The 18,781-nt window shown below is 71.9% G+C and carries 20 protein-coding genes; 9 read left to right on the top strand and 11 right to left on the bottom strand.

The window, feature by feature from the left end:
* The first annotated feature begins 159 nt into the window (after positions 1-159).
* Positions 160-396, top strand: a complete 237-nt coding sequence (locus DEJ17_RS14510) for a PTS transporter subunit EIIB (protein WP_110864962.1) — start codon at positions 160-162, stop codon at positions 394-396.
* On the top strand, positions 393-845 hold the full coding sequence (locus tag DEJ17_RS14505; protein ID WP_110894904.1) for a glucose PTS transporter subunit IIA: 453 nt from the start codon (positions 393-395) through the stop codon (positions 843-845). The genes DEJ17_RS14510 and DEJ17_RS14505 overlap by 4 nt, the downstream gene beginning before the upstream one ends.
* A 76-nt stretch (positions 846-921) precedes the next feature.
* Here the strand turns inward: DEJ17_RS14505 and DEJ17_RS14500 are convergent, their stop codons facing one another.
* The 6 genes from DEJ17_RS14500 to DEJ17_RS14475 all read right to left on the bottom strand — a co-directional run bounded on the left by DEJ17_RS14500 (position 922) and on the right by DEJ17_RS14475 (position 7,446).
* Positions 922-1,656, bottom strand: a complete 735-nt coding sequence (locus tag DEJ17_RS14500) for a GntR family transcriptional regulator (protein ID WP_017886466.1) — start codon at positions 1,654-1,656, stop codon at positions 922-924.
* Between the two features lie 126 nt (positions 1,657-1,782).
* Positions 1,783-2,364: a GNAT family N-acetyltransferase gene (locus DEJ17_RS14495; protein ID WP_181421220.1), complete on the bottom strand. Its 582-nt coding sequence runs from the start codon at positions 2,362-2,364 to the stop codon at positions 1,783-1,785.
* Between the two features lie 159 nt (positions 2,365-2,523).
* Entirely contained in the window at positions 2,524-4,119 is a 1,596-nt protein-coding gene (locus tag DEJ17_RS14490; RefSeq protein WP_110894902.1) for a dihydrolipoamide acetyltransferase family protein, read from the bottom strand.
* A gap of 41 nt (positions 4,120-4,160) precedes the next feature.
* Positions 4,161-5,120 (bottom strand): alpha-ketoacid dehydrogenase subunit beta, encoded by a 960-nt coding sequence (locus DEJ17_RS14485; protein WP_110894911.1) that lies wholly within the window; start codon positions 5,118-5,120, stop codon positions 4,161-4,163.
* An 86-nt stretch (positions 5,121-5,206) separates the two neighbouring features.
* Positions 5,207-6,343, bottom strand: coding sequence for a thiamine pyrophosphate-dependent dehydrogenase E1 component subunit alpha (locus tag DEJ17_RS14480; protein WP_110894901.1), 1,137 nt, complete (start codon positions 6,341-6,343; stop codon positions 5,207-5,209).
* A 23-nt stretch (positions 6,344-6,366) separates the two neighbouring features.
* Complete coding sequence (locus DEJ17_RS14475) at positions 6,367-7,446, bottom strand: histidinol-phosphate transaminase (protein WP_110894900.1); 1,080 nt, start codon at positions 7,444-7,446, stop codon at positions 6,367-6,369.
* A gap of 61 nt (positions 7,447-7,507) precedes the next feature.
* Here DEJ17_RS14475 and DEJ17_RS14470 point away from each other — a divergent pair, with 61 nt between their 5' ends.
* From DEJ17_RS14470 to DEJ17_RS14450, 5 genes are all read left to right on the top strand, one after another.
* Positions 7,508-7,906: a phage holin family protein gene (locus DEJ17_RS14470; RefSeq protein ID WP_110894899.1), complete on the top strand. Its 399-nt coding sequence runs from the start codon at positions 7,508-7,510 to the stop codon at positions 7,904-7,906.
* A 47-nt stretch (positions 7,907-7,953) separates the two neighbouring features.
* A complete protein-coding gene (locus DEJ17_RS14465) occupies positions 7,954-8,466 on the top strand; it encodes a low molecular weight protein-tyrosine-phosphatase (RefSeq protein WP_017886476.1) in 513 nt (170 codons plus the stop codon).
* Positions 8,463-9,848, top strand: coding sequence for an adenylosuccinate lyase (purB, locus tag DEJ17_RS14460; RefSeq protein WP_110894898.1), 1,386 nt, complete (start codon positions 8,463-8,465; stop codon positions 9,846-9,848). Before DEJ17_RS14465 ends, purB begins: the two co-directional genes overlap by 4 nt.
* A gap of 150 nt (positions 9,849-9,998) precedes the next feature.
* A complete protein-coding gene (locus tag DEJ17_RS14455) occupies positions 9,999-11,213 on the top strand; it encodes a hypothetical protein (protein WP_110894897.1) in 1,215 nt (404 codons plus the stop codon).
* Between the two features lie 2 nt (positions 11,214-11,215).
* Positions 11,216-12,022, top strand: coding sequence for a L,D-transpeptidase family protein (locus DEJ17_RS14450; RefSeq protein ID WP_258366829.1), 807 nt, complete (start codon positions 11,216-11,218; stop codon positions 12,020-12,022).
* A 141-nt stretch (positions 12,023-12,163) separates the two neighbouring features.
* Here the strand turns inward: DEJ17_RS14450 and DEJ17_RS14445 are convergent, their stop codons facing one another.
* Positions 12,164-13,078 (bottom strand): LysR family transcriptional regulator, encoded by a 915-nt coding sequence (locus DEJ17_RS14445; RefSeq protein ID WP_110894895.1) that lies wholly within the window; start codon positions 13,076-13,078, stop codon positions 12,164-12,166.
* Between the two features lie 72 nt (positions 13,079-13,150).
* Between DEJ17_RS14445 and DEJ17_RS14440 the strand changes: the two genes are divergently transcribed.
* Complete coding sequence (locus DEJ17_RS14440) at positions 13,151-14,113, top strand: EamA family transporter (RefSeq protein WP_110894894.1); 963 nt, start codon at positions 13,151-13,153, stop codon at positions 14,111-14,113.
* On the opposite strand, the gene DEJ17_RS14435 is transcribed toward DEJ17_RS14440, so the two are convergent.
* A complete protein-coding gene (locus DEJ17_RS14435) occupies positions 14,082-15,056 on the bottom strand; it encodes an epimerase (protein ID WP_110894893.1) in 975 nt (324 codons plus the stop codon). The two genes, DEJ17_RS14440 and DEJ17_RS14435, sit on opposite strands and share 32 nt — an antisense overlap.
* Positions 15,056-15,733 (bottom strand): DUF4166 domain-containing protein, encoded by a 678-nt coding sequence (locus DEJ17_RS14430; RefSeq protein WP_110894892.1) that lies wholly within the window; start codon positions 15,731-15,733, stop codon positions 15,056-15,058. The genes DEJ17_RS14435 and DEJ17_RS14430 overlap by 1 nt, the downstream gene beginning before the upstream one ends.
* 47 nt (positions 15,734-15,780) lie before the next feature.
* Between DEJ17_RS14430 and DEJ17_RS14425 the strand changes: the two genes are divergently transcribed.
* Complete coding sequence (locus DEJ17_RS14425; RefSeq protein ID WP_110894891.1) at positions 15,781-16,695, top strand: cation diffusion facilitator family transporter; 915 nt, start codon at positions 15,781-15,783, stop codon at positions 16,693-16,695.
* 116 nt (positions 16,696-16,811) lie between these two features.
* Here the strand turns inward: DEJ17_RS14425 and DEJ17_RS14420 are convergent, their stop codons facing one another.
* Both DEJ17_RS14420 and DEJ17_RS14415 read right to left on the bottom strand, forming a co-directional pair.
* Positions 16,812-17,414 (bottom strand): hypothetical protein, encoded by a 603-nt coding sequence (locus tag DEJ17_RS14420; RefSeq protein ID WP_110894890.1) that lies wholly within the window; start codon positions 17,412-17,414, stop codon positions 16,812-16,814.
* Between the two features lie 71 nt (positions 17,415-17,485).
* Positions 17,486-18,775, bottom strand: coding sequence for an MFS transporter (locus DEJ17_RS14415; protein WP_110894889.1), 1,290 nt, complete (start codon positions 18,773-18,775; stop codon positions 17,486-17,488).
* Positions 18,776-18,781 lie beyond the last annotated feature (6 nt).

The following is an 18,781-nucleotide window of genomic DNA, read 5'->3' as shown; positions in this document are numbered from 1 at the left end:
GGGTGGAGCTGTCGGGGTGAGTTGAGTCGTGCAGCCAGCGCAGGTAACCTCGGCGGTGTCGCCAGGTCCGGTCCTGTCCGGTCATGACCAGTTCCGTAGTCTGATCCGCGAGCGGTCCGGTGTCAACCTGCGACGCAAACCCTTAACGAGGAGGAAACGATGGCCGACATCAAGGCAGCCGACATCATCGCCGCACTCGGCGGTGCCGAGAACATCGAAGAGGTCGAGGGCTGCATCACGCGCCTCCGCGTCGAGGTCGAGGACGGGGACCTGGTCGACAAGGCTGCCCTGCAGGCCGCCGGGGCCCAGGCCGTCGTCGGTGGCGGCACCGGTTGGCAGGTCATCGTCGGCACGATCGCCGACAACCTCGCCCAGGACATCCAGGACGAACTGTGACCGTCGTCCGCACCCCGTTCGGCGGACCGGTCGTCGCCCTCGCCGACGTGCCCGACCCGGTGTTCGCCGGGCAGCTCGTCGGTGCCGGCGTCGCGGTCGACCCGACGGGCGTCGAGGGCGCGGTCACCGCGGTGGCCCCGGTCGACGGCACCATCGTGAAGCTCCACCCGCACGCGTTCGCGCTGCAGGGCACCGCGGGCACCGACGTCCTGGTGCACGTCGGCATCGACACCGTGAAGCTCTCCGGCGAGGGCTTCGAGCTCCTCGCGACCGAGGGCGACACCGTCACCGCCGGAGACCCGGTCGTCCGGTTCACCCCCTCGGTCATCTCGGCCGCCGGGTACTCGCCGATCTGCCCCGTGGTCGTGCTCGGCTCGACGCCGGACAGCGTCGACCAGGGAACGGTGGGCACCACGGTGCTCGACGGCGACACCCTCTTCGAGGTCTGAGGGGTTCTTCCTCGCCAGAGCGACTGTGTGCTGCGAAACACCCGCAGCACACAGTCGCTTTCGCGTTCGTGGCGCGCTACGCGACCGCGGGGGTCGCGGTGACCTCCATCTGCACGCGGTAGCGGTCCGAGCGGTACCAGCTGCGGGTGTGCTCCACGGGGCGCTCCCCCGCGTACGACACCCGGTCGAACTCGAGCACCGGCGCTCCGGTCTTCGTGCCGAGCAGCGTCGCGACGTCGTCGGCCGCCGGGTTCGCGGCGACGGTCTGCTGCGCGCGGTCGATGGGGGTGCCGTACTCCGTGGCGATGATCGAGTACACCGACCCGGACAGGTCGTGGTCGAGCAGGCCCGGGAACGCGTCGGCCACGAGCCAGGCGTCGTCGATCGAGACCGGGGCGCCGTCGGCCATCCGCAGGCGCTTCACGTGGAAGGCCGGCACGTCCGGATCGATCCGCAGGGCCGCGGCGGTGTCGGCCGGCGGCACGCGTTCCTCGCGCACGAGCACGACGGTGGTCGGCTCGTGCCCCATCGCCCGCATCTCCTCGGTGAACGACGCGAGGTGCAGCGTTGACTGCACCGGCCGGTGCGCGACGAAGGTGCCCTTGCCGCGGACGCGCTCGAGGTAACCCTCGTTGACGAGCTGCCCGAGCGCTTCACGCACGGTGATCCGGGAGACGCCGTACTCGGCGATGAGCTGGCGTTCGGACGGGATCGCGGCACCGGGAGCCAGGCGCGTCGTGACGAGGTCGAGCAGGATGCGCCGCAACTGCTGGTGCTTCGGTTCGGCACCCTCGGTGATGCGGCTCGTCATGCGTCCCTCGTGCTCCGTTGCTGGTCCTGGGTGGTGGTCATGCGCGGACATGACCAGTTCCCATCACAGTAGCGAGTCAGGCCGGGAAGACCAACGTGCGCGGTGACGAAGGGACGGCGCCGGTGCTCAGGCGTTGGCGACGAGCCAGGCGAACTGCTCGTCGGAGAGCAGCCGATTGGTCCAGACCTGCCCCTCGACTCCGGCGGCCGCTCGGTTCTGCGGGGCGGGAGCCCCCTGCCACACCAGCGACAGACCGGCACGACGCAGCACAGCTGCAGATGCAGGGTTGTTCGTGAGCACGCGGCCGGTCACCGGGACATCCGGCGCGGTGTCGGCGGCGGCACGGGCGGCAGCGAGGGCGATCTCGGACGCGAAGCCCTGTCCCCAGGCGGTCGGCGCCAGGCGGTAGCCGAGGTTCCAGACCCCACCGGCGGTCATGTCGACGCCACCGACACCGACGAAGGCGTGGTCGGAAGCGCTGCGGACCGCCCAGGACCCGAGGCCGTGGCGTGCACGACCGCCGATCTTGCGCTGCACCATGTCCACGCTCGAGCTCCGCGCCACGTGCCGGCCGGTGGGCAGGTGCTGCCACGTGCGGGCGTCCGAGAAGAGCGCGTGCACGTGGTCGATGTCGGCCGGGGTCAGCGGGGTGAGCAGGAGGCGATCCGTTCGGATCTCCTGCGAGGGGGTCAGGAGCTGGTGGACCATGGACCGATCATGCCGTGACCCACCGACATCCCCGTGAACACCACGCGACGTTTGCGGAAGCCCGCAGATGGTGAGCAGGAATGGTCGAGTGGCACGGAGCCACCCGACCATTCCTGCTCACGAAGTCACCGCCCCGACCGACGCCGGCCCGCGGAGCGACTAGTCGAGCAGGAGCGCGGGCTCCTCGAGCACCGAGGCGACGTCGTGCACGAAGCGGGACGCCACGTCACCGTCGACGACCCGGTGGTCGAACGAGGCACCGATCGTCGTCACCATGCGCGAGCGGACCTCGCCGTCGACGACCCACGGCTTCGGCTTGATCGTGCCCATCGCGACGATCGCGACCTCGCCCGGGTTCAGGATCGGGGTCCCGGTGTCCATGCCGAACACACCGATGTTGGTGATCGACACCGTGCCGTTCGCCATCTGCTTCGGCGTGGTCTTGCCGTCGCGAGCGGTCAGGGTGAGCTCCTCGAGGGCCTGCGCCAGCTCGAGCAGCGACATGTCCTGCGCGTCCTTGATGTTCGGCACGATGAGCCCGCGGGGGGTCGCCGCGGCGATGCCGAGGTTCACGAAGTGGTGGACGATGATCTCGCGGTCGGTCCAGGTCGAGTTCACCGAACGGTTCCGGCGGACGGCCCAGATGACGGCCTTCGCGACGATGAGCAGCGGCGAGACCTTCACGCCGGCGAACGTCGGCGAGGCCTTGAGCCGCTTGACGAACTCCATCGTGTGGGTCGCGTCGACGTCGACGAACAGCGACACGTGCGGTGCCGTGAACGCGGACGTCGTCATCGCGGTCGCGATGGCCTTGCGGACGCCCTTGACCGGGATCGTCTCGCTGCGGACCTCACCCCACTCGGGCGTCTCGATGTTCCGGAAGACGCTGGCCTGCTTCGCGTGCCGGATGACGTCGTCACGGGTGACCTCGCCGGCCAGACCGGTCGCGACGATCTCGGCCAGTTCGACGCCGAGGTCCTTCGCGAGCTTCCGCATCGGCGGCTTCGCCAGCACGTTGGTCGCGGTGCTCTGCTTGTGCGCGGAACCCGTGCCGAGGGCGCTGATCGCCTCGGCGGTGCTCTCCTCGCCCGGGTCGACGGAGGCTTCGGCAGCCGCGGCGGTGTCCACACTGGAGGCGCGGCTCGCCTCGGCTGCGAGCGCTGCGGCCCGGCGCGCGCCCGGCTTGCGACGGGAGGGCGACGACGTCGCCGAGCCGTAGCCGACGAGGACGGCGCCGGAGGACTCGTCCGTGCCCTGGACGGAGGCGTCGACCGCGACCGGCTGGGCCGGCGCCGCGGGTGCGGGGGCGGCAGCAGGGGCAGGCGCGGGTGCAGCGGCGCGCGCCGGCGCAGGAGCGGGAGCTGGAGGGGTCTGCGCGACCGGAGCCGACGGTGCGGCAGCGACCGGCGGCGTGGACGCGACCAACGGCGAGACCGGGGCGGTCTGAGCGACGGGCGCCGTGCCTCCCGGCTGTTCCGCAGGGGGCGTGAGGGCCGCTCCGGACGCGACCGACGCGTCCGAGTCGACGCGGATGATCGGCTTGCCGACCTCGACCGTGTCGCCCTCGGACACGAGCAGTCCCGTGACGGTGCCGGCGAACGGCGACGGCAGCTCGACGAGCGACTTCGCGGTCTCGATCTCGACGAGCACCTGGTCGACGGCGATCTCGTCCCCGATCGCGACGCGCCACTGCACGATCTCGGCCTCGGTGAGACCTTCACCCACGTCGGGCAGGGGGAATTCGGCGGCGGCCACTACGGCTCCTTCGCGGATCTGGTCGAGCTCGGTCGGACGGGTCAGTAGGCGAGGGCGCGGTCGACGGCCTCGAGGATGCGGTCGGCATCCGGCAGGTGCAGGTGCTCGAGCTTCGAGACCGGGAACGGCACGTCGAAGCCGGACACCCGCAGCGGCGGTGCCTGCATCGTGTAGAACGCCCGCTCGGCGACGGTCGCGGCGATCTCGCTGCCGACGCTGACGAAACCGGACGCTTCCTGCGCGATGACCAGGCGACCGGTCTTGCGGACGGAGGCGAGCAGCGGCTCCCAGTCGATCGGCGAGATCGAGCGGAGGTCGATGACCTCGCAGCTGGTGCCCTCGGCCTCGGCGATGTCCGCAGCCTGCATCAGCGTCGCGACCATCGCGCCGTGACCGACGAGGGTGACCTCGGTACCGGTGCGCGCGACACGGGTGGTGTGCATCGGGACGTGGCCCTCGACGAGGTCCACCTGGCCCTTCGGCCAGTAGCGCGACTTCGGCTCGAGGAAGATCACCGGGTCCTTCGACGCGATGGCCTCCTGGATCATCCAGTACGCGTCGTTCGGGGTGCTCGGGCTGACCACGCGCAGGCCCGGGGTGTGCGCGAAGTACGCCTCCGGGGACTCCTGGTGGTGCTCCACGGCACCGATGTGCCCGCCGTAGGGGATGCGGATGACGACCGGCAGCGACATGTGCGCCGGCAGGCGGTTCGCCATCTTCGCGAGCTGCGACGTGATCTGGTCGAAGCCGGGCCACACGAAGCCGTCGAACTGGATCTCGACGACCGGGCGGTAGCCGCGCAGGGCGAGGCCGATCGCGGTGCCGATGATGCCGGCCTCGGCGAGCGGGGTGTCCCGCACGCGCTCGGCGCCGAAGCGGTCCTGCAGGCCCTCGGTGATGCGGAAGACGCCGCCGAGCTGGCCGATGTCCTCGCCCATCAGCAGGACCTTGTCGTCCGCTTCCATCGCCGCCGCGAGCCCGGCGTTGAGCGCCTTGGCCATCGGCAGGGTCGGGGTGGGGTCGCTCGGGACCTCGCCGGCGCCCGGGTGGGCGCGGAGCGTGTAGTCGAAGAGCTGCTCGGTGGTGCTCATGCGTGGGCGCCCCCTTCGAAGCCGGCCTCGTACTGGGCGAGCCAGGCCTTCTGCTCGGTGATCCGCGGGTGCGGCTCGCGGTACACGTTGTCGAACATCACGTCGACGGACGGTGCGGTCAGCGCGACGGTGCGGCGCCGGACGTCGGCGGCGATGTCCTCGCCCTCTGCGTCGAACGCGGCGAACTGCTCGTCCGTCGCGCCCTTCGAACGCAGGTACGCCTCGGACCGGACGATCGGGTCGCGGAGGACCCATTCCTCGAGCTCGCCGTCGGCGCGGTACCGGCTCGGGTCGTCGGAGCTGGTGTGCGCACCGATGCGGTAGGTGTCGGCCTCGATGAAGGCCGGACCCTGGCCGCTGCGGGCGTGCTCGGTCGCGACGACCGACGCCGTGTAGGACGCGAGGATGTCGTTGCCGTCGATCAGGACGCTCGGGATCCCGAAGCCGCGCGGGCGGTCGACGAGCGGCGTCGGTGACTGCACCGACACCGGTACCGAGATCGCCCAGTGGTTGTTCTGCAGGAAGAAGACGACCGGGGCCTTGGTCGACGCGGAGAACACGAAGGCCTCGTTCACGTCGCCCTGGCTGGTGGCACCGTCGCCGAAGTAGACGATCGAGCAGGCGTCGCGGTCCGGGTCGCCCGTGCCGACGTCGCCGTCGAGCTTCTGGCCGAGCGCGTACCCGGTGGCGTGCAGGGTCTGCGAGCCGATCACCAGGGTGGAGATGTGGGTGTTGCCACGCTGGTCCGGGTCCCACCCGCCGTGGGTCTGCCCGCGGTACATCGCGATGATCTCCATCGGCTTGACGCCGCGGTGCATGGTGACGGCGTGCTCGCGGTAGGACGGGAAGACGTGGTCCTGGGCGCGCAGGGCGAAGGCCGAGCCGGTCTGCGCGGCCTCCTGCCCGTGGCTGGGCACCCACAGGCCGAGCTGACCGGTGCGCTGGAGGTTGTGGCCGGCGTGGTCGAACCGACGGGTGAGCACCATGCGGCGGTGCATCGCCAGCAGGGTCTCGTCCGGGATCGCCCGCGCGGCGGCGGCGAACTCGGCGTTCTCGTCGGTCTCCACGAACCGACCCTGGGGGTCGAGGAGCCGGACGGTGGTCGTCGCGGGGGCCGCGGCGCGGAATGACATGCGGGCCAGCGTAGCGCCAGGCACTAGTCGGCCACCTGGAGGTCCCCCACAAGTGAGCGGGCCGTTTCGAGGAGTGTTTCCACAGCTTCGTGCTCGCCGATCGAGATGCGGATGCCCTCGGGTGGGAACGCCCGGACGATGATGCCGGCGTCCTCGAACGCAGCCGCCGCGGTGGCCGTCCGGTCGCCCGTCGGCAGCCAGAGGAAGTTGCCCTGGGCATCGGGGACGTCCCAACCCTGTGCCCGGAGCTCGACGACGATCCGGTCGCGCAGGGTCGCGATCTCGGTCACGCGCTCGAGCAGTTCGGCCTCGCGTTCCAGGCTGGCGAGCGCCGCCGCCTGGCCCTGGGCGGTCACGGACAGCGGGATGGCGCACGCACGGACGGCGTCGAGCACGTAGTCCGGACCGAGCGCGTAGCCCACCCGGAGGCCGGCGAGCCCGTACGCCTTCGAGAAGGTGCGGAGGACCACGAGGTTCGGGTGCGCGGCGAGCAACGGGTGGCCGTGCACGGCGGCCTCGTCGGTCACGAACTCGGCGTATGCCTCGTCGAGCACGACCAGCACCGACTGCGGCACCGCCGCCATGAACGCGTCGAACTCCGCAGCGGTCACGATCGGCCCCGTCGGGTTGTTCGGCGAGCAGACGAGCACCATGCGGGTGCGCTCGGTGACGGCCGCGGCCATCGCGTCGAGGTCGTGCCCGCCGTCCGCACGGTTCGGCACCTGCACGCTGGTGGCACCGGCGACCGTGACGACGCCGGGGTACGCCTCGAACGAGCGCCACGCGTAGACGACCTCGTCGCCGGGGCCGGAGGTCGCGCGGGCGAGCTCGTGCAGGATCGCGACACTGCCCGGGGCGACGTGCACCTGCTCGGCGGTCAGCCCGAAGCGGTTGGCCAGCACGGCGCGCAGGGCGAGGGCGGTGGCGTCGGGGTAGCGGTTGTACGAGGTCTGGGCTTGCACGGCCTCGACGACACCGGGGAGCGGCGGGAACGGGTTCTCGTTGCTCGACAGCTTGAAGGCGGAGTCGGACGCCTGTCGCCCCTGCTTGTACGCGGGAAGGACGGCCACCTCGGGCCGGATGTGCACACGCTGCTCGCTCACGGGTTCAGGCTACCGGCACCTTCACGGCACCCGGGAGGGGAACCGAGGGCATCATGGGCGCATGCGATTCCTCGTCCGCCTCGTCGTCAACGCCCTCGCGCTCTGGCTCACCACGCTGATCGTCAGCGGCGTCTCCGTCACGCCGTTCGGTGACGGCGGGACCACCGCGACCGTGCTCACCTTCCTGCTCGTGGCGTTCGTGTTCGGCCTCGTGAACGCGATGATCGGCACGCTGATCAGGATCGTGGCGTTCCCGATCTACATCCTCACGCTCGGGCTCATCTCGTTCGTCGTGAACGCGATCCTGCTGCTCATCGTCGCGGGCATCTCGGAGGCGTTCGGCTTCGGGCTCGAGGTGGACTCCTTCGGCTGGGGCATCGTCGGCGCCTTCGTGCTCGCGGTCTTCGCCTGGCTCATCGGACTCTTCGCCCGCCCGGTGCTCAACCGTCAGCGGGCGTGACCCCGGCGGATCTCGCGGAGGACCCCGCCCTGCGTCATGATGTGCTCATGACCCAGGACGTCGACGCCCCGTTCCGCGTCTCGTTCGTCTGCAGCGGCAACATCTGCCGCTCCCCCATGGCCGGTGTCGTGTTCGCGCAGATCGCCGCGGACGCCGGTCTGGCCGACCGGTTCCAGGTGGAGTCGGCCGGCACCGGTGACTGGCACGTCGGCGAACCCGCCGACGAGCGCACGATCGCAGCGCTGGCGGCACGCGGATACGATGGCAGCAGGCATCGCGCCCGTCAGTTCGACCCGGACCGGTTCCCGGACCTCGACCTGGTGGTCGCACTCGACCGCTCCCACGAGCGCATCCTGCGTTCGTGGGCCCCGACCATGGACGACTCCGCCAAGGTGACGCTCCTGTTGCGGTACGACGCCGCCTGGCCCCAGCAGGCCGACGTGCCGGACCCGTACTACGCGGACCGGCACGAGTTCGACCGAGTGCTCTCGACCGTCGAACGGGCCTGCCGGGCGCTCTTCCACCAGCTCGAGCCGGCAGTCCGTCAGGGAGCCCCATGACCCCCCTTCCCCCGCAGCCGATCAGCCCGCTCGACGGGCGCTACTACCCGATCGTGCACACGGTGGGCGAGCACCTCTCCGAGGCCGGCCTCAACCGCGCGCGCATCGTGGTCGAGGTCGAGTGGCTCATCTTCCTGACCGACCACGCGATGTTCACCACGTCGCCGCTCAGCGTCGACGACAAGACCGCACTGCGCCGGATCGTCGAAACCTTCGGCCACGACCAGATTGCGGAACTCGCCGAGATCGAGGCGACGACCCGTCACGACGTCAAGGCCGTCGAGTACTTCGTGCGCCGCCGGCTGTCCGAGCTCGGGCTCGACGCGATCGCCGAGCTCACCCACTTCGCCGCCACGAGCGAGGACGTCAACAACCTGTCCTACGCACTGACCGTGCGGGACACCGTCGACCAGGTCTGGCTGCCCGGGTTCCGCGCCGTGCTCGAGAAGCTCCGGGCGCTCGCCGTCGAGCTGAAGAGCGTGCCGATGCTCTCGCACACCCACGGTCAGCCGGCCACCCCGACGACGCTCGGCAAGGAGCTCGCGGTCGTCGTCTACCGGCTCGAGCGCGTGCTCGCCCAGATCGAGGGCAGTGAGTACCTCGGCAAGTTCTCCGGCGCGACCGGCACCTTCTCGGCGCACCTCGCCGCGGACCCCGAGGCCGACTGGCCCGCACTGTCCCGCGAGTTCGTCGAGGGGCTCGGCCTGACCTGGAACCCGCTGACCACGCAGATCGAGTCGCACGACTGGCAGGCCGAGCTGTACGACCGGGTGCGTCACGCCAACCGGATCCTGCACAACCTGGCCACCGACGTGTGGACCTACATCTCGATGGGGTACTTCACGCAGATCCCCGTCGCGGGTGCCACGGGGTCGTCGACCATGCCGCACAAGATCAACCCCATCAAGTTCGAGAACGCCGAGGCGAACCTCGAGATCTCGTCGGCGCTCTTCTCGACGCTGTCCGAGACCCTCGTGACGAGCCGCCTGCAGCGCGACCTGACCGACTCCACCACGCAGCGGAACATCGGCGTCGCGTTCGGGCACTCGCTGCTCGCGCTCGACAACCTGCGCCGCGGCCTGGGCGAGATCGCCGTGAACGAGGCCAAGCTCGCCGACGACCTCGACCACAACTGGGAGGTGCTCGCCGAGGCCATCCAGACGGTCATCCGCGCCGAGGTCACCGCCGGGCAGTCGAACATCGAGGACCCCTACGCGATGCTCAAGGAGCTCACGCGGGGCAAGCGGGTGAGCCAGCAGGACCTCATCGTGTTCGTGAACCGTCTGGACATCTCGGACGGCGCGAAGGCCCGGCTGACCAACCTGACGCCGGCGACCTACACGGGCCTGGCGGACGAGCTGGTCGACCACCTCGACGTCTGAGCACGACGGACCGGCGGCCGGAAGTCGACGGTCCGTCGCCGGATCCCCAGCCGGGGGGTGCGGAATCCTGAGCAGTTCGATAGGTTCGTCGTGCTGAGTACATCTCAGTACGGGGGGCGTCGCAGTGGATGCACCCTGTCCACTGACCGGATGGATCTCCACACCGTGCTTCGTTCTCGCATCACCGCGGCCGCCGTCGGCGTCACCGTGCTCGGCGTCACCGCCGCCCTCGTCCCCACCGTCTCGACGGCCAGCGTGTCCACCGGGGCCGCCTCGGCGATCGTCACCTGGACCGACTCCGCCGACGACTTCACCGCCGCGCCGACCGGGACCTTCCCGCTGACCGACCAGTGGTACTGGGCGTCGGTGACCGACCTGGGCGCCGGCGGCACGATCACCGACCACGCCACGATCGACGAGGACGGCCTGTCCGTCTCCGAGGGCGAGGCCGTCGGCCTGGTCCGTGGGCTGAACAAGCCCGTCGTCGCGAGCAACTTCCCCGCACTCGCCGCTGGCATCAGCACCACGACCACCGGCGCGACGAGCTTCGGCATCGCGGTCCAGGAGGGTGGCGACGACAGCGCGCAGACCGTGGTCTTCGCCACGGACGAGACCAGCGACGACGGCATCTCGGACGGCGCCAGCAACTGGATCGACCCCTCGACCGGCGAGGTCGAGTCGACGACGACGCTCACCGCCGACCTCGAGGCCGCCGACGCGCAGGTCGTCGGCTACGTCGTCTACGTCGGCATCGACATCGCCGGCGAGGTCATCGCGCCGCCCACCGAGACCCCGGACCCGACGGACACGCCCACCCCGGCCGCCCCGACCGTCGACGGTGCTCCGGCTCCGACCGCCGAGGCGCCCGGCGCCGAGCTGAAGAGCCTCGCCGCGCCGCTCCAGGCGAACGACCAGGCCCTCGCCGCCGACGCCAGTGGTTCGATCTCCGCGCTCCGCATCGACGACACCACGACGTACTTCACGCCGCAGCCCACCGCCGCCGCGAAGCTGCTCACCCCCACGGCGACCCTGACCGAGGCGACCACCACCGGTGTCCGCATCCAGGGCTCGGGCTTCGCCCCGAACGAGCTCGTCGGCGCCGGTGTCGGCACCGGCGCCCAGGGCACCGAGATCCCCGGGGTCGCGTTCCGCGCCGACGCCGAGGGCAACGTGTCCGGCACCATCGTCCTGCCGGCCGACTTCGTGAACACCGCCGGCGCGTACAGCGTCGGTCTCGTCGGCGCCTCGTCGGCGCAGGCCGCACAGGTCGAACTCACCGTCACGGCCGACCCGGCCGCTGCGGGTGACCCGGGCACTGCTCCGGTCGCCGTCCCGGTGCCCGGAACGGCGAACTTCACGGGCTGATCTTGCCGATCTTCCCGACCGAGCCACGGCGGCGTGCGACTGTGATCGCCGCCGCCGTGGCCGTCGTCTGTACGGGGGCCGTCGCGTTCGTCGCGCTCGGTCCCCTGTCAGCCGCGCCCGCCCCGACCCCGACCCGATCCGTCGCAGCGCCGACGCCGACCCCCACGACGACACCGAAGCCGACCCGGTCGGCAGCGCCCGTCGACGCGGTCGACGCCCCGGCCAGCACCACGGTCGCCGCCGTCACCGGCGCGTCCGTCCCGGTCAGCGCGAGCGCGGGCGGCAAGGCGACACAGACCCTCGAGAACCCGCAGGCGTCCGGTGCCCCGCTCGTCTTCCGGGTCGTCGACCAGCAGGACGGCTGGGCGGAGGTGCAGCTCGCACAGCGCCCGAACGGCAGCACCGGCTGGGTGCCGACCAGCGCCGTCACCCTGACTGAGGACCCGTACGCGATCGTCGTCACCCGCTCGACGAAGACGCTCGACCTGTACAAGGACGGCAAGGTCATCGACAGTTACCCCGTCGCCACCGGCACCGGCGGCACCCCGTCGCCGACCGGTCGGTTCGCGCTGACCGAGCTGCTCGCGCCGACCAACGAGGGCTACGGCCCGTACGCGTACGGCACGACGGCGTTCTCGGACGTGCTCAACTCGTTCGGCGGTGGCCCCGGCCAGATCGGGCTGCACGGCACGGAGGACACGTCGAGCATCGGCACCGCCGCCTCGCACGGCTGCATCCGCATGCACAACGCCGACATCACGGCGCTGGCGGAGCGCCTGCCGCTCGGCACGCCGTTCCAGGTGCGCTGACGCGGCCACCCCGCCACCGTTCGTGAGCAGCAATGGTCGGGTTCCGCATCGGGGCCCGACCATTGCTGCTCACGAAGCGCGTCTGCCGCGACACGCGCGGCCTGGAGGCACGGCGCGCGCCCGGCAGTGGGCGCGACCGTCTCAGGTGGTGACGTCCAGGGCCACGGCGACCAGCGCCTCCAGGACGGTGCGCACCACAGGACGGACGGCACGCTCGGGGCGGACGAGTGCCTCGATGCGACGGCCGGCACGGACGTCGGCGAGTTCCGCCAGGTGGAAGCGACCGGCGGCCCGCGTGCCCGACGTGTACCGCGGGACGAGTGCGATGCCGTGGCCGGCCGCCACCAGGTTCTCGATGACCGGCAGGTGGATCGTGCGGTACGCGACGCTCGGCGGAGTGTCCGTCGCCGCGGCCATCGCATGCAGCACCCGGTCGATCGGGTAGCCCTGCGGCACGCCGATCCAGCGTTCCCCGACGACCTCGTCGATGCCCACGCGTGCGCGGCCGGCCAGGGCATGCCCGGGCGGCAGGGCCACGTCGAGGGGTTCACGGAGCAGCGGCACGGTGTCCACCGACCCCTGATCGGCCGGTCGCACGCCGTCCGACCGGTGCCCGACGACCACGTCGTGGTCGGCGGCGAGCGGCGCGAACTCCCCCTCGCTGACGTCCACGTCGACCAGGGTCAGCGCGATGCCCGGGTGCGCCTGCATCCGCGTGAGCACACCGGGCAGCAGCAGTTCGGCGGCCGACGGGAAGATCGCCAGCGACACGGGCCCGGTCGCGCCGCCGAGGTGTTCCTGCCACGCCGCGTCCACCCGCGCGATGGCGGTCGCGACCCCGGACGCCAAGCCGGCGAGCACCTCGCCGTGGGCGGTGAGCCGCACGCCGCGGCCGACGCGTTCGACCAGCGGGACCCCGACCTGCCGCTGCAGGGTCTGCAGCTGCTGGGAGACGGCGCTCGGCGTGCGGTGGGTGGCCTCGGCGACGGCGGTGACGCTGCCCCGTTCGGCGAGCTCGCGCAGGACCGCCAGCAGCTGCACGTCGAAGGCAACCATGCAGCGACACTACATCCTGGTTTGCCAGAGTTTCGATGGACCTACAACGTCGGGACCGGGACGATGAGGGGCATGACCACTCGTGACCGCCTCCTCGCCGTCGTCGTGGCCGTGGTCTGGGGGCTGAACTTCCCCGCGACGGCACTGGCGCTCGAGCACTTCCCGCCGTTCCTGCTCGCGGCGCTGCGGTTCACGATCCTGGCGGTCCCGACCCTGCTGTTCGTGCCGCGGCCGCGGATCCCGTTCGGGCGGCTGCTGCTCGTCGGTCTGGGGCTCGGCGTGCTGCAGTTCTCGTTCCTGTACCTGAGCATGGCGTCCGGCATGCCGTCGGGGCTGGCCTCGCTCGTGCTGCAGGCCTCGGCACCGTTCACGGTGGTGCTGGCCGGGGTGTTCCTGCGCGAGCGGCTGACCGGTCGGCAGGTCGTCGGGGTCACCGTCGCCGTGGCCGCCCTCGCCGCGATCGCCCTGCACCGCTCCCAGACCGCCGCGCTGCTGCCCGTGGTGCTCGCGCTGTGCGGTGCGCTCGGGTGGGCGATCGGCAACGTCGCGACCCGGCGGGCGGGGGCCGCGAACCCGCTGCACCTGACCCTGTGGTGGTCGGTCGTGCCGCCCGTGCCGATGGCGGTGCTGTCGCTCGTGGTCGAGGGGCCGGAACGCATCGGTGCCGCGCTCGGCACCGCGTTCACTGCGGCGGCGCTGCCCGCGGACCTCGGCCTGCTCTACATCGTGGTCGTCGCGACCCTGGTGGGCTACGGCATCTGGTCACGGCTGCTGGCGGCCTACCCCTCGAGCACCGTCGCGCCGTTCTCGATGCTCGTGCCGGTGGTCGGGGTGCTCGCGTCGTGGGCGGCCTTCGGCGAGGTGCCCGACCTGGTCGAGGTGCTCGCCGGCGCGGTCGTCGTGGCCGCCGTGCTGTGGTCGTCGCGACCGGCGCGGGACCGCGGGCCGCGACCGGGCCTCGACCCGGCCCCGGCCCCGGTCGACGGGGTCCCGGTACCGGTGCTCAGCCCCGGTGCTGGCGGCGCTCCGCGATGATCCCGGCGAGCGCTCCATGCAGGTGCGGGTACCGGAACTCGTAGCCCGCCTCGGTCAACCGGGTCGGCACCACCCACCGGCTCTTCAGCACGAGCTCGGTCTCGGTGCGGATCGCGAACGACCCGAACTCGAGCATCCACCGCCAGGTCGGCACCCCGAACCGGCGCCCCACTGCGTCGCGGATGGTCGCCATCACGGTGCGGTTGTCGGACGGGTTCGGGCTCGAGACGTTCACCGGCCCCTCGATCTCCGGGTGGTCGCGGAGGAACCGGATCGACCCCAGGACGTCGGCGATGTGCACCCAGCTGAACCGCTGGCGTCCGTGTGTCGGCCGGTGGTGGTGGTACGTGCCGGCGCGGAGCCGGGAGCTCGTCGGCACCCACGGCCCGTCGTACTGCGGCCCACCGAGGCCGGCCTGCGCGAGCCGCAGGAGCGGCAGCAGCGCGCTGCCGTCGCCGAACACGATCGCCATCCGGAGCGCCACACGACGGGTACCGGGCAGGTCGGCGCCGAAGAAGGCGTCCTCCCACGCGCGGGCCACGGAGACCGAGAACCCCTCGCCGAGCTCACCGCTGGCTTCGTCCTGCGGGCGGTCGTCGGCGTGCCGGTAGATCGTCGCGGTCGAGGCGTTCATCCACAGCGGCGTCGGGTGCTCGGACGTGCGGATGGCCTCGGCGAGCTCGAGCGTGGTGTCCACCCGCGAGCGCATGATCTCCGCGCGGTTGCGTCGTCCGTAGCGGCAGTTGACGCTCTTGCCCGCCATGTTCACGACCATGGCGGCGCCGTCGACGAGTTCCCGGATGCGCATGGTGTTGCCCCACACGGCGTCGCCGGTCCGGCCGATGGTGACGACCCGGTAGCCCTCTTCCGCGAAGGCGTCCCGCAGGTACCGCCCCACGAAGCCGCTCGCTCCCGCGATCACGACCTTCTGCTGCTCGACCATCAACGTCCCCCTTCAGGACCGGCATCGGGCACGACGGCGTACCGGAACGCCCCCTCGTACCGGTACAGGGTGCCGAGCACCGGCGCCGCGAGCACCAGGGACACGCGCTGCACGTCCGCTTCGTCATCGAATCGTTCTGTGAGCGTCACACGCGGGCTCAGGAACGCCGGGAGGCCCAGATCGCGTCCCAGCGCACGGAACGTCACTCGCGTGGAGACCAGGCGCAGGGCGCCCGCGTCCGGGCCGTCCGCGTCGACCTGCGCCCGGAGCCGGGCGCTGACGCGCCCGTGGCGACCCAGGTGGTCGACCAGGCCGTCGGGTTCGGCGGTGATGGCGTCCACCATCGTTCGGACCCCGGAGCGGAAGTGGAAGGTGCGGTGCGCGCGGACCGCGGGGCGGGCCTCCAGGCCGGTGCCGGATCCACGATGGACGCGAGCCGCGCAGTTCTCGACCGTGAAGGGGACGTCCCGCTCCCAGACCGGGAACATGATGCCGTCGCGCGCGAACACGGCGAGCAGTGGCCACAGCCAGCGGCGCGGGGTGCCGACGACGCTGAACACGCCCTCGCCGCGGCCGACGTGCCCGGGCGGGACGGGGCCGAAGTACGTCCGGAGCCGGGGGTGCAGCCGGGCCAGCACCTCGGGTGGTGCGGACAGCTCGTAGGGCGACCGGCTCACGGTTCGATCCTGGCATGTCGTCAGTGCTGATCCCTACGATGTCGCACATGGGACACGACCACGGGCACGGCGTCGGGCACGCCTCGGAGCGCGCCCTGCAGGTCGCGTTCTGCATCTCGGCGGGCATCCTGCTCGCCGAGGTCGTGGGCGCCGTGGTCACCGGTTCCCTCGCGCTGCTCGTGGACGCCGGGCACATGGTCGTCGACACCGGCGGGCTCGGCATCGGACTCGTCGCCACACGGCTCGCCCGCCGTTCGCCGACCGCGCAGCGCACCTGGGGCTTCCAGCGGGCCGAGGTCCTCGGGGCAACCGCGCAGGCCGCGATCCTGCTCGCCGTCGGGGTCTACGTGATCATCTCGGCGGTCCAGCGGCTGTTCGTGCCGGAGGAGATCCACTCCGGGCCGCTGCTCGTCTTCGGCGTCGTCGGACTCGTCGGCAACCTGGTGGCCTACGCGGTGCTGCTGCGGGCGTCGGGCGAGGGGTTCACCTCGCGCGCCGCCCGGCTCGAGGTCCTCAACGACACCCTCGGGTCCGTCGCCGTCATCATCGCCGCGATCGTGCTCATGCTCACCGGGTGGCAGCGGGCCGACTCCGTCGCCGCGATCCTGATCGGCCTGCTCATCCTGCCGCGGGCGATCCGGCTGCTGCGCGAGACGGCGAACGTGCTGCTCGAGTCGACGCCGCCGGGGCTCGACCTCGACGACGTGCGTGGGCACATCCTCGAGCTCGACCACGTCATCGCGGTGCACGACCTGCACGCGACGCTCGTGGCGACCGGGGTGCCGAACCTGACCGCGCACGTGGTCGTCGACGACCACTGCTTCTCGACGGCGCACGCCCCGGCGATCCTCGACGAGCTGCAGCGGTGCGTTGCGGAGCACTTCGACGTGCCGGTGGAGCACTCGACGTTCCAGTTGGAGCCGGTGTCGCACCGGCGGCACGAGTACGAGGTGCACGCGTAGGGTCTTGCGCTCGGTCGTGCGGGCGTCGCCGCTCCGGTTCCGCGACGATCCACCAGGTGATCGACGCGTGCTCTGTCGCAGAACGGGTGTCCGCGCCCGCGCCGCCGCCCGCCGGGTCAGCAGTCGTCGGTGCGCGTGGGGTACGCCGTGATCACCCGGTCGGTGGTGGCCGAGACGATGACCTTCACGTACGGCTCGTCGTCGGGGCGCGAACCGTCGTCGAACCGGACGGGTGCGGCGTAGCAGACCTTGCCGTCACCGGCGTCGAGCGGGAACCCGGGGCGCGGGTCCTCGAGCGCCGTCTGCACCGCGGTGAGCATGGCGTCGTCCCAGTCGCGCGAGCCGTGCCCGGTGACGACGTCCTGCCAGTCGGCGGTGTGCCGCACCCGGATGTGCTCGTAGCCCTGGGCAGCGGTGCCGCACTGCAGCGTGACTCGGCCGAGGGCCTCGGTCTCGTACTGCGCGACGGCCGCCTGGGCAGTGCTGTCGCACCGGCCGAGTGCGGTGCTGCCGGGCATGTCCGGCCCGGTGCGGGTGATCGTGACGGTGCCGTCACCCGGGGCATCGGTCGCCGGCTGCGTCGTCCCGGACGTCTGGCCGCCACCGAGCGTCGGGTCATCGGCTCCCCGCTCCACCGTCAGGAACACGCCGCCGGCCAGGAGTCCGGCGGCCAGCACCGCCGCGACGCCGGTGATGACGGAACGCTTCTTCTGGGCCACCGGCCCAGTATGGCGGAGGTGGGACGAGCCTCCAGGCCGGTGCGCGCGCCGGACGGGAGGCCCGCCACGCGTCAGGCGCGCGCGGCCAGCCGGGTGCCGGCGACGACGGCCAGGACGGTGACGAGCACCACGTACCCGATCAGGACGGGGAGCGTCGGGATCACCAGCAGCGCCGCCCCGACGGCCACGACCGGCCCGGTGAGCCCGGCGTAGGCGATGAGGAACGTGGCGGCGAGCACGCCGCCCCGACGCTCCGGGCCGACGAGGGCTGCGGCGCTGCCGATCGCGGCGCGGAAGAGCAGGCCGACGCCGGCACCCGCGACCACCCCGCCGCCGATGAACCCGGCGACCTGCAGCAGGACCGCGGCGACGGCCAGGACGACCAGTCCGACGACCAGCAGCGCCATGCCGAGTCGGATCTGCGCACGCTGCGACAGTCGGGCGAAGACGATCTGCGACAGGGCGCTCGCCGCGAAGACCCCGAAGGTCGTCGCGCCGGCGGCGAGGCGGTCGGTGACGTGGAAGGTGGTGCCGAGGAAGCTCGGCGCGACCGAGGTGAAGAGGCCCTGCACGGCGAGCGCGGCGAACGCGGCTGCGCCGGCGGCCCAGAACGCGGCGCCCTGTCCCTCGGGAGCCTGCATGCGCTGCGGGCGGTAGGCCACGGGCTGCTCGGGGCGGTCGACCGTCTCGGGCGCGGCCAGCACCAGCACGAAGGCGATCGCCAGCGCGATCACGAACACCACGTAGGGGACCATGAGCGGCTGCCCGACGAACTCGGCGAGCGCGCCGCCGACCAGGGCGCCGAGCGACAGCCCACCGAGGTTCACGGCCCCGGCGGCGACGCTCGCGCCCTTCGCGGAGTCGCTCGAGCCGGTGGCACGGACCCGGAGCTCACCGAGGTGCGCCGTCGCGGTCGCGGTCAGTGTCCCGACGCCGAGGCCCGTCACGAGCCGGGCGACGATGAGGCCGGTGACGTCGTTCCAGAGCAGGAACAGCACGGCGGCGACGAGTTCGAGCGCGATCGACACCAGGATGAGGGGGCGTCGGCCGTGCACGTCGCTGAGGTGTCCCGCCAGGTACAGCGACCCGACGACGCCGACCCCGTACGCCGCGAAGATCACCGTCGTGGTGAACGTCGGGAACCCGTCGCGGGCCTGGTAGATGACGTACAGCGGCGCGGGGACGGTCGCGAAGGCCATCACCGCGAGGAACGCGAAGGCGACGACCCAGAAGCCGAAACCGTGGCGCCGACGGGTGTGGACACGGCGTCCGCGCGGAGCGACGACACGGTCGCTCGCCGATGCGGGAGCCGCGGTGGTGGCGGGGACGGTGCCCGTCGGGGTGTCGGTGACGGTTGACATGCTCCG

The sequence above is a fragment of the Curtobacterium sp. MCSS17_011 genome, assembly GCF_003224275.1.
Classification (GTDB): Bacteria; Actinomycetota; Actinomycetes; order Actinomycetales; family Microbacteriaceae; genus Curtobacterium.
The sequence above is the reverse complement of the archived record's forward strand: the minus strand, read 5'-3'. Positions and strand labels throughout refer to the sequence as shown.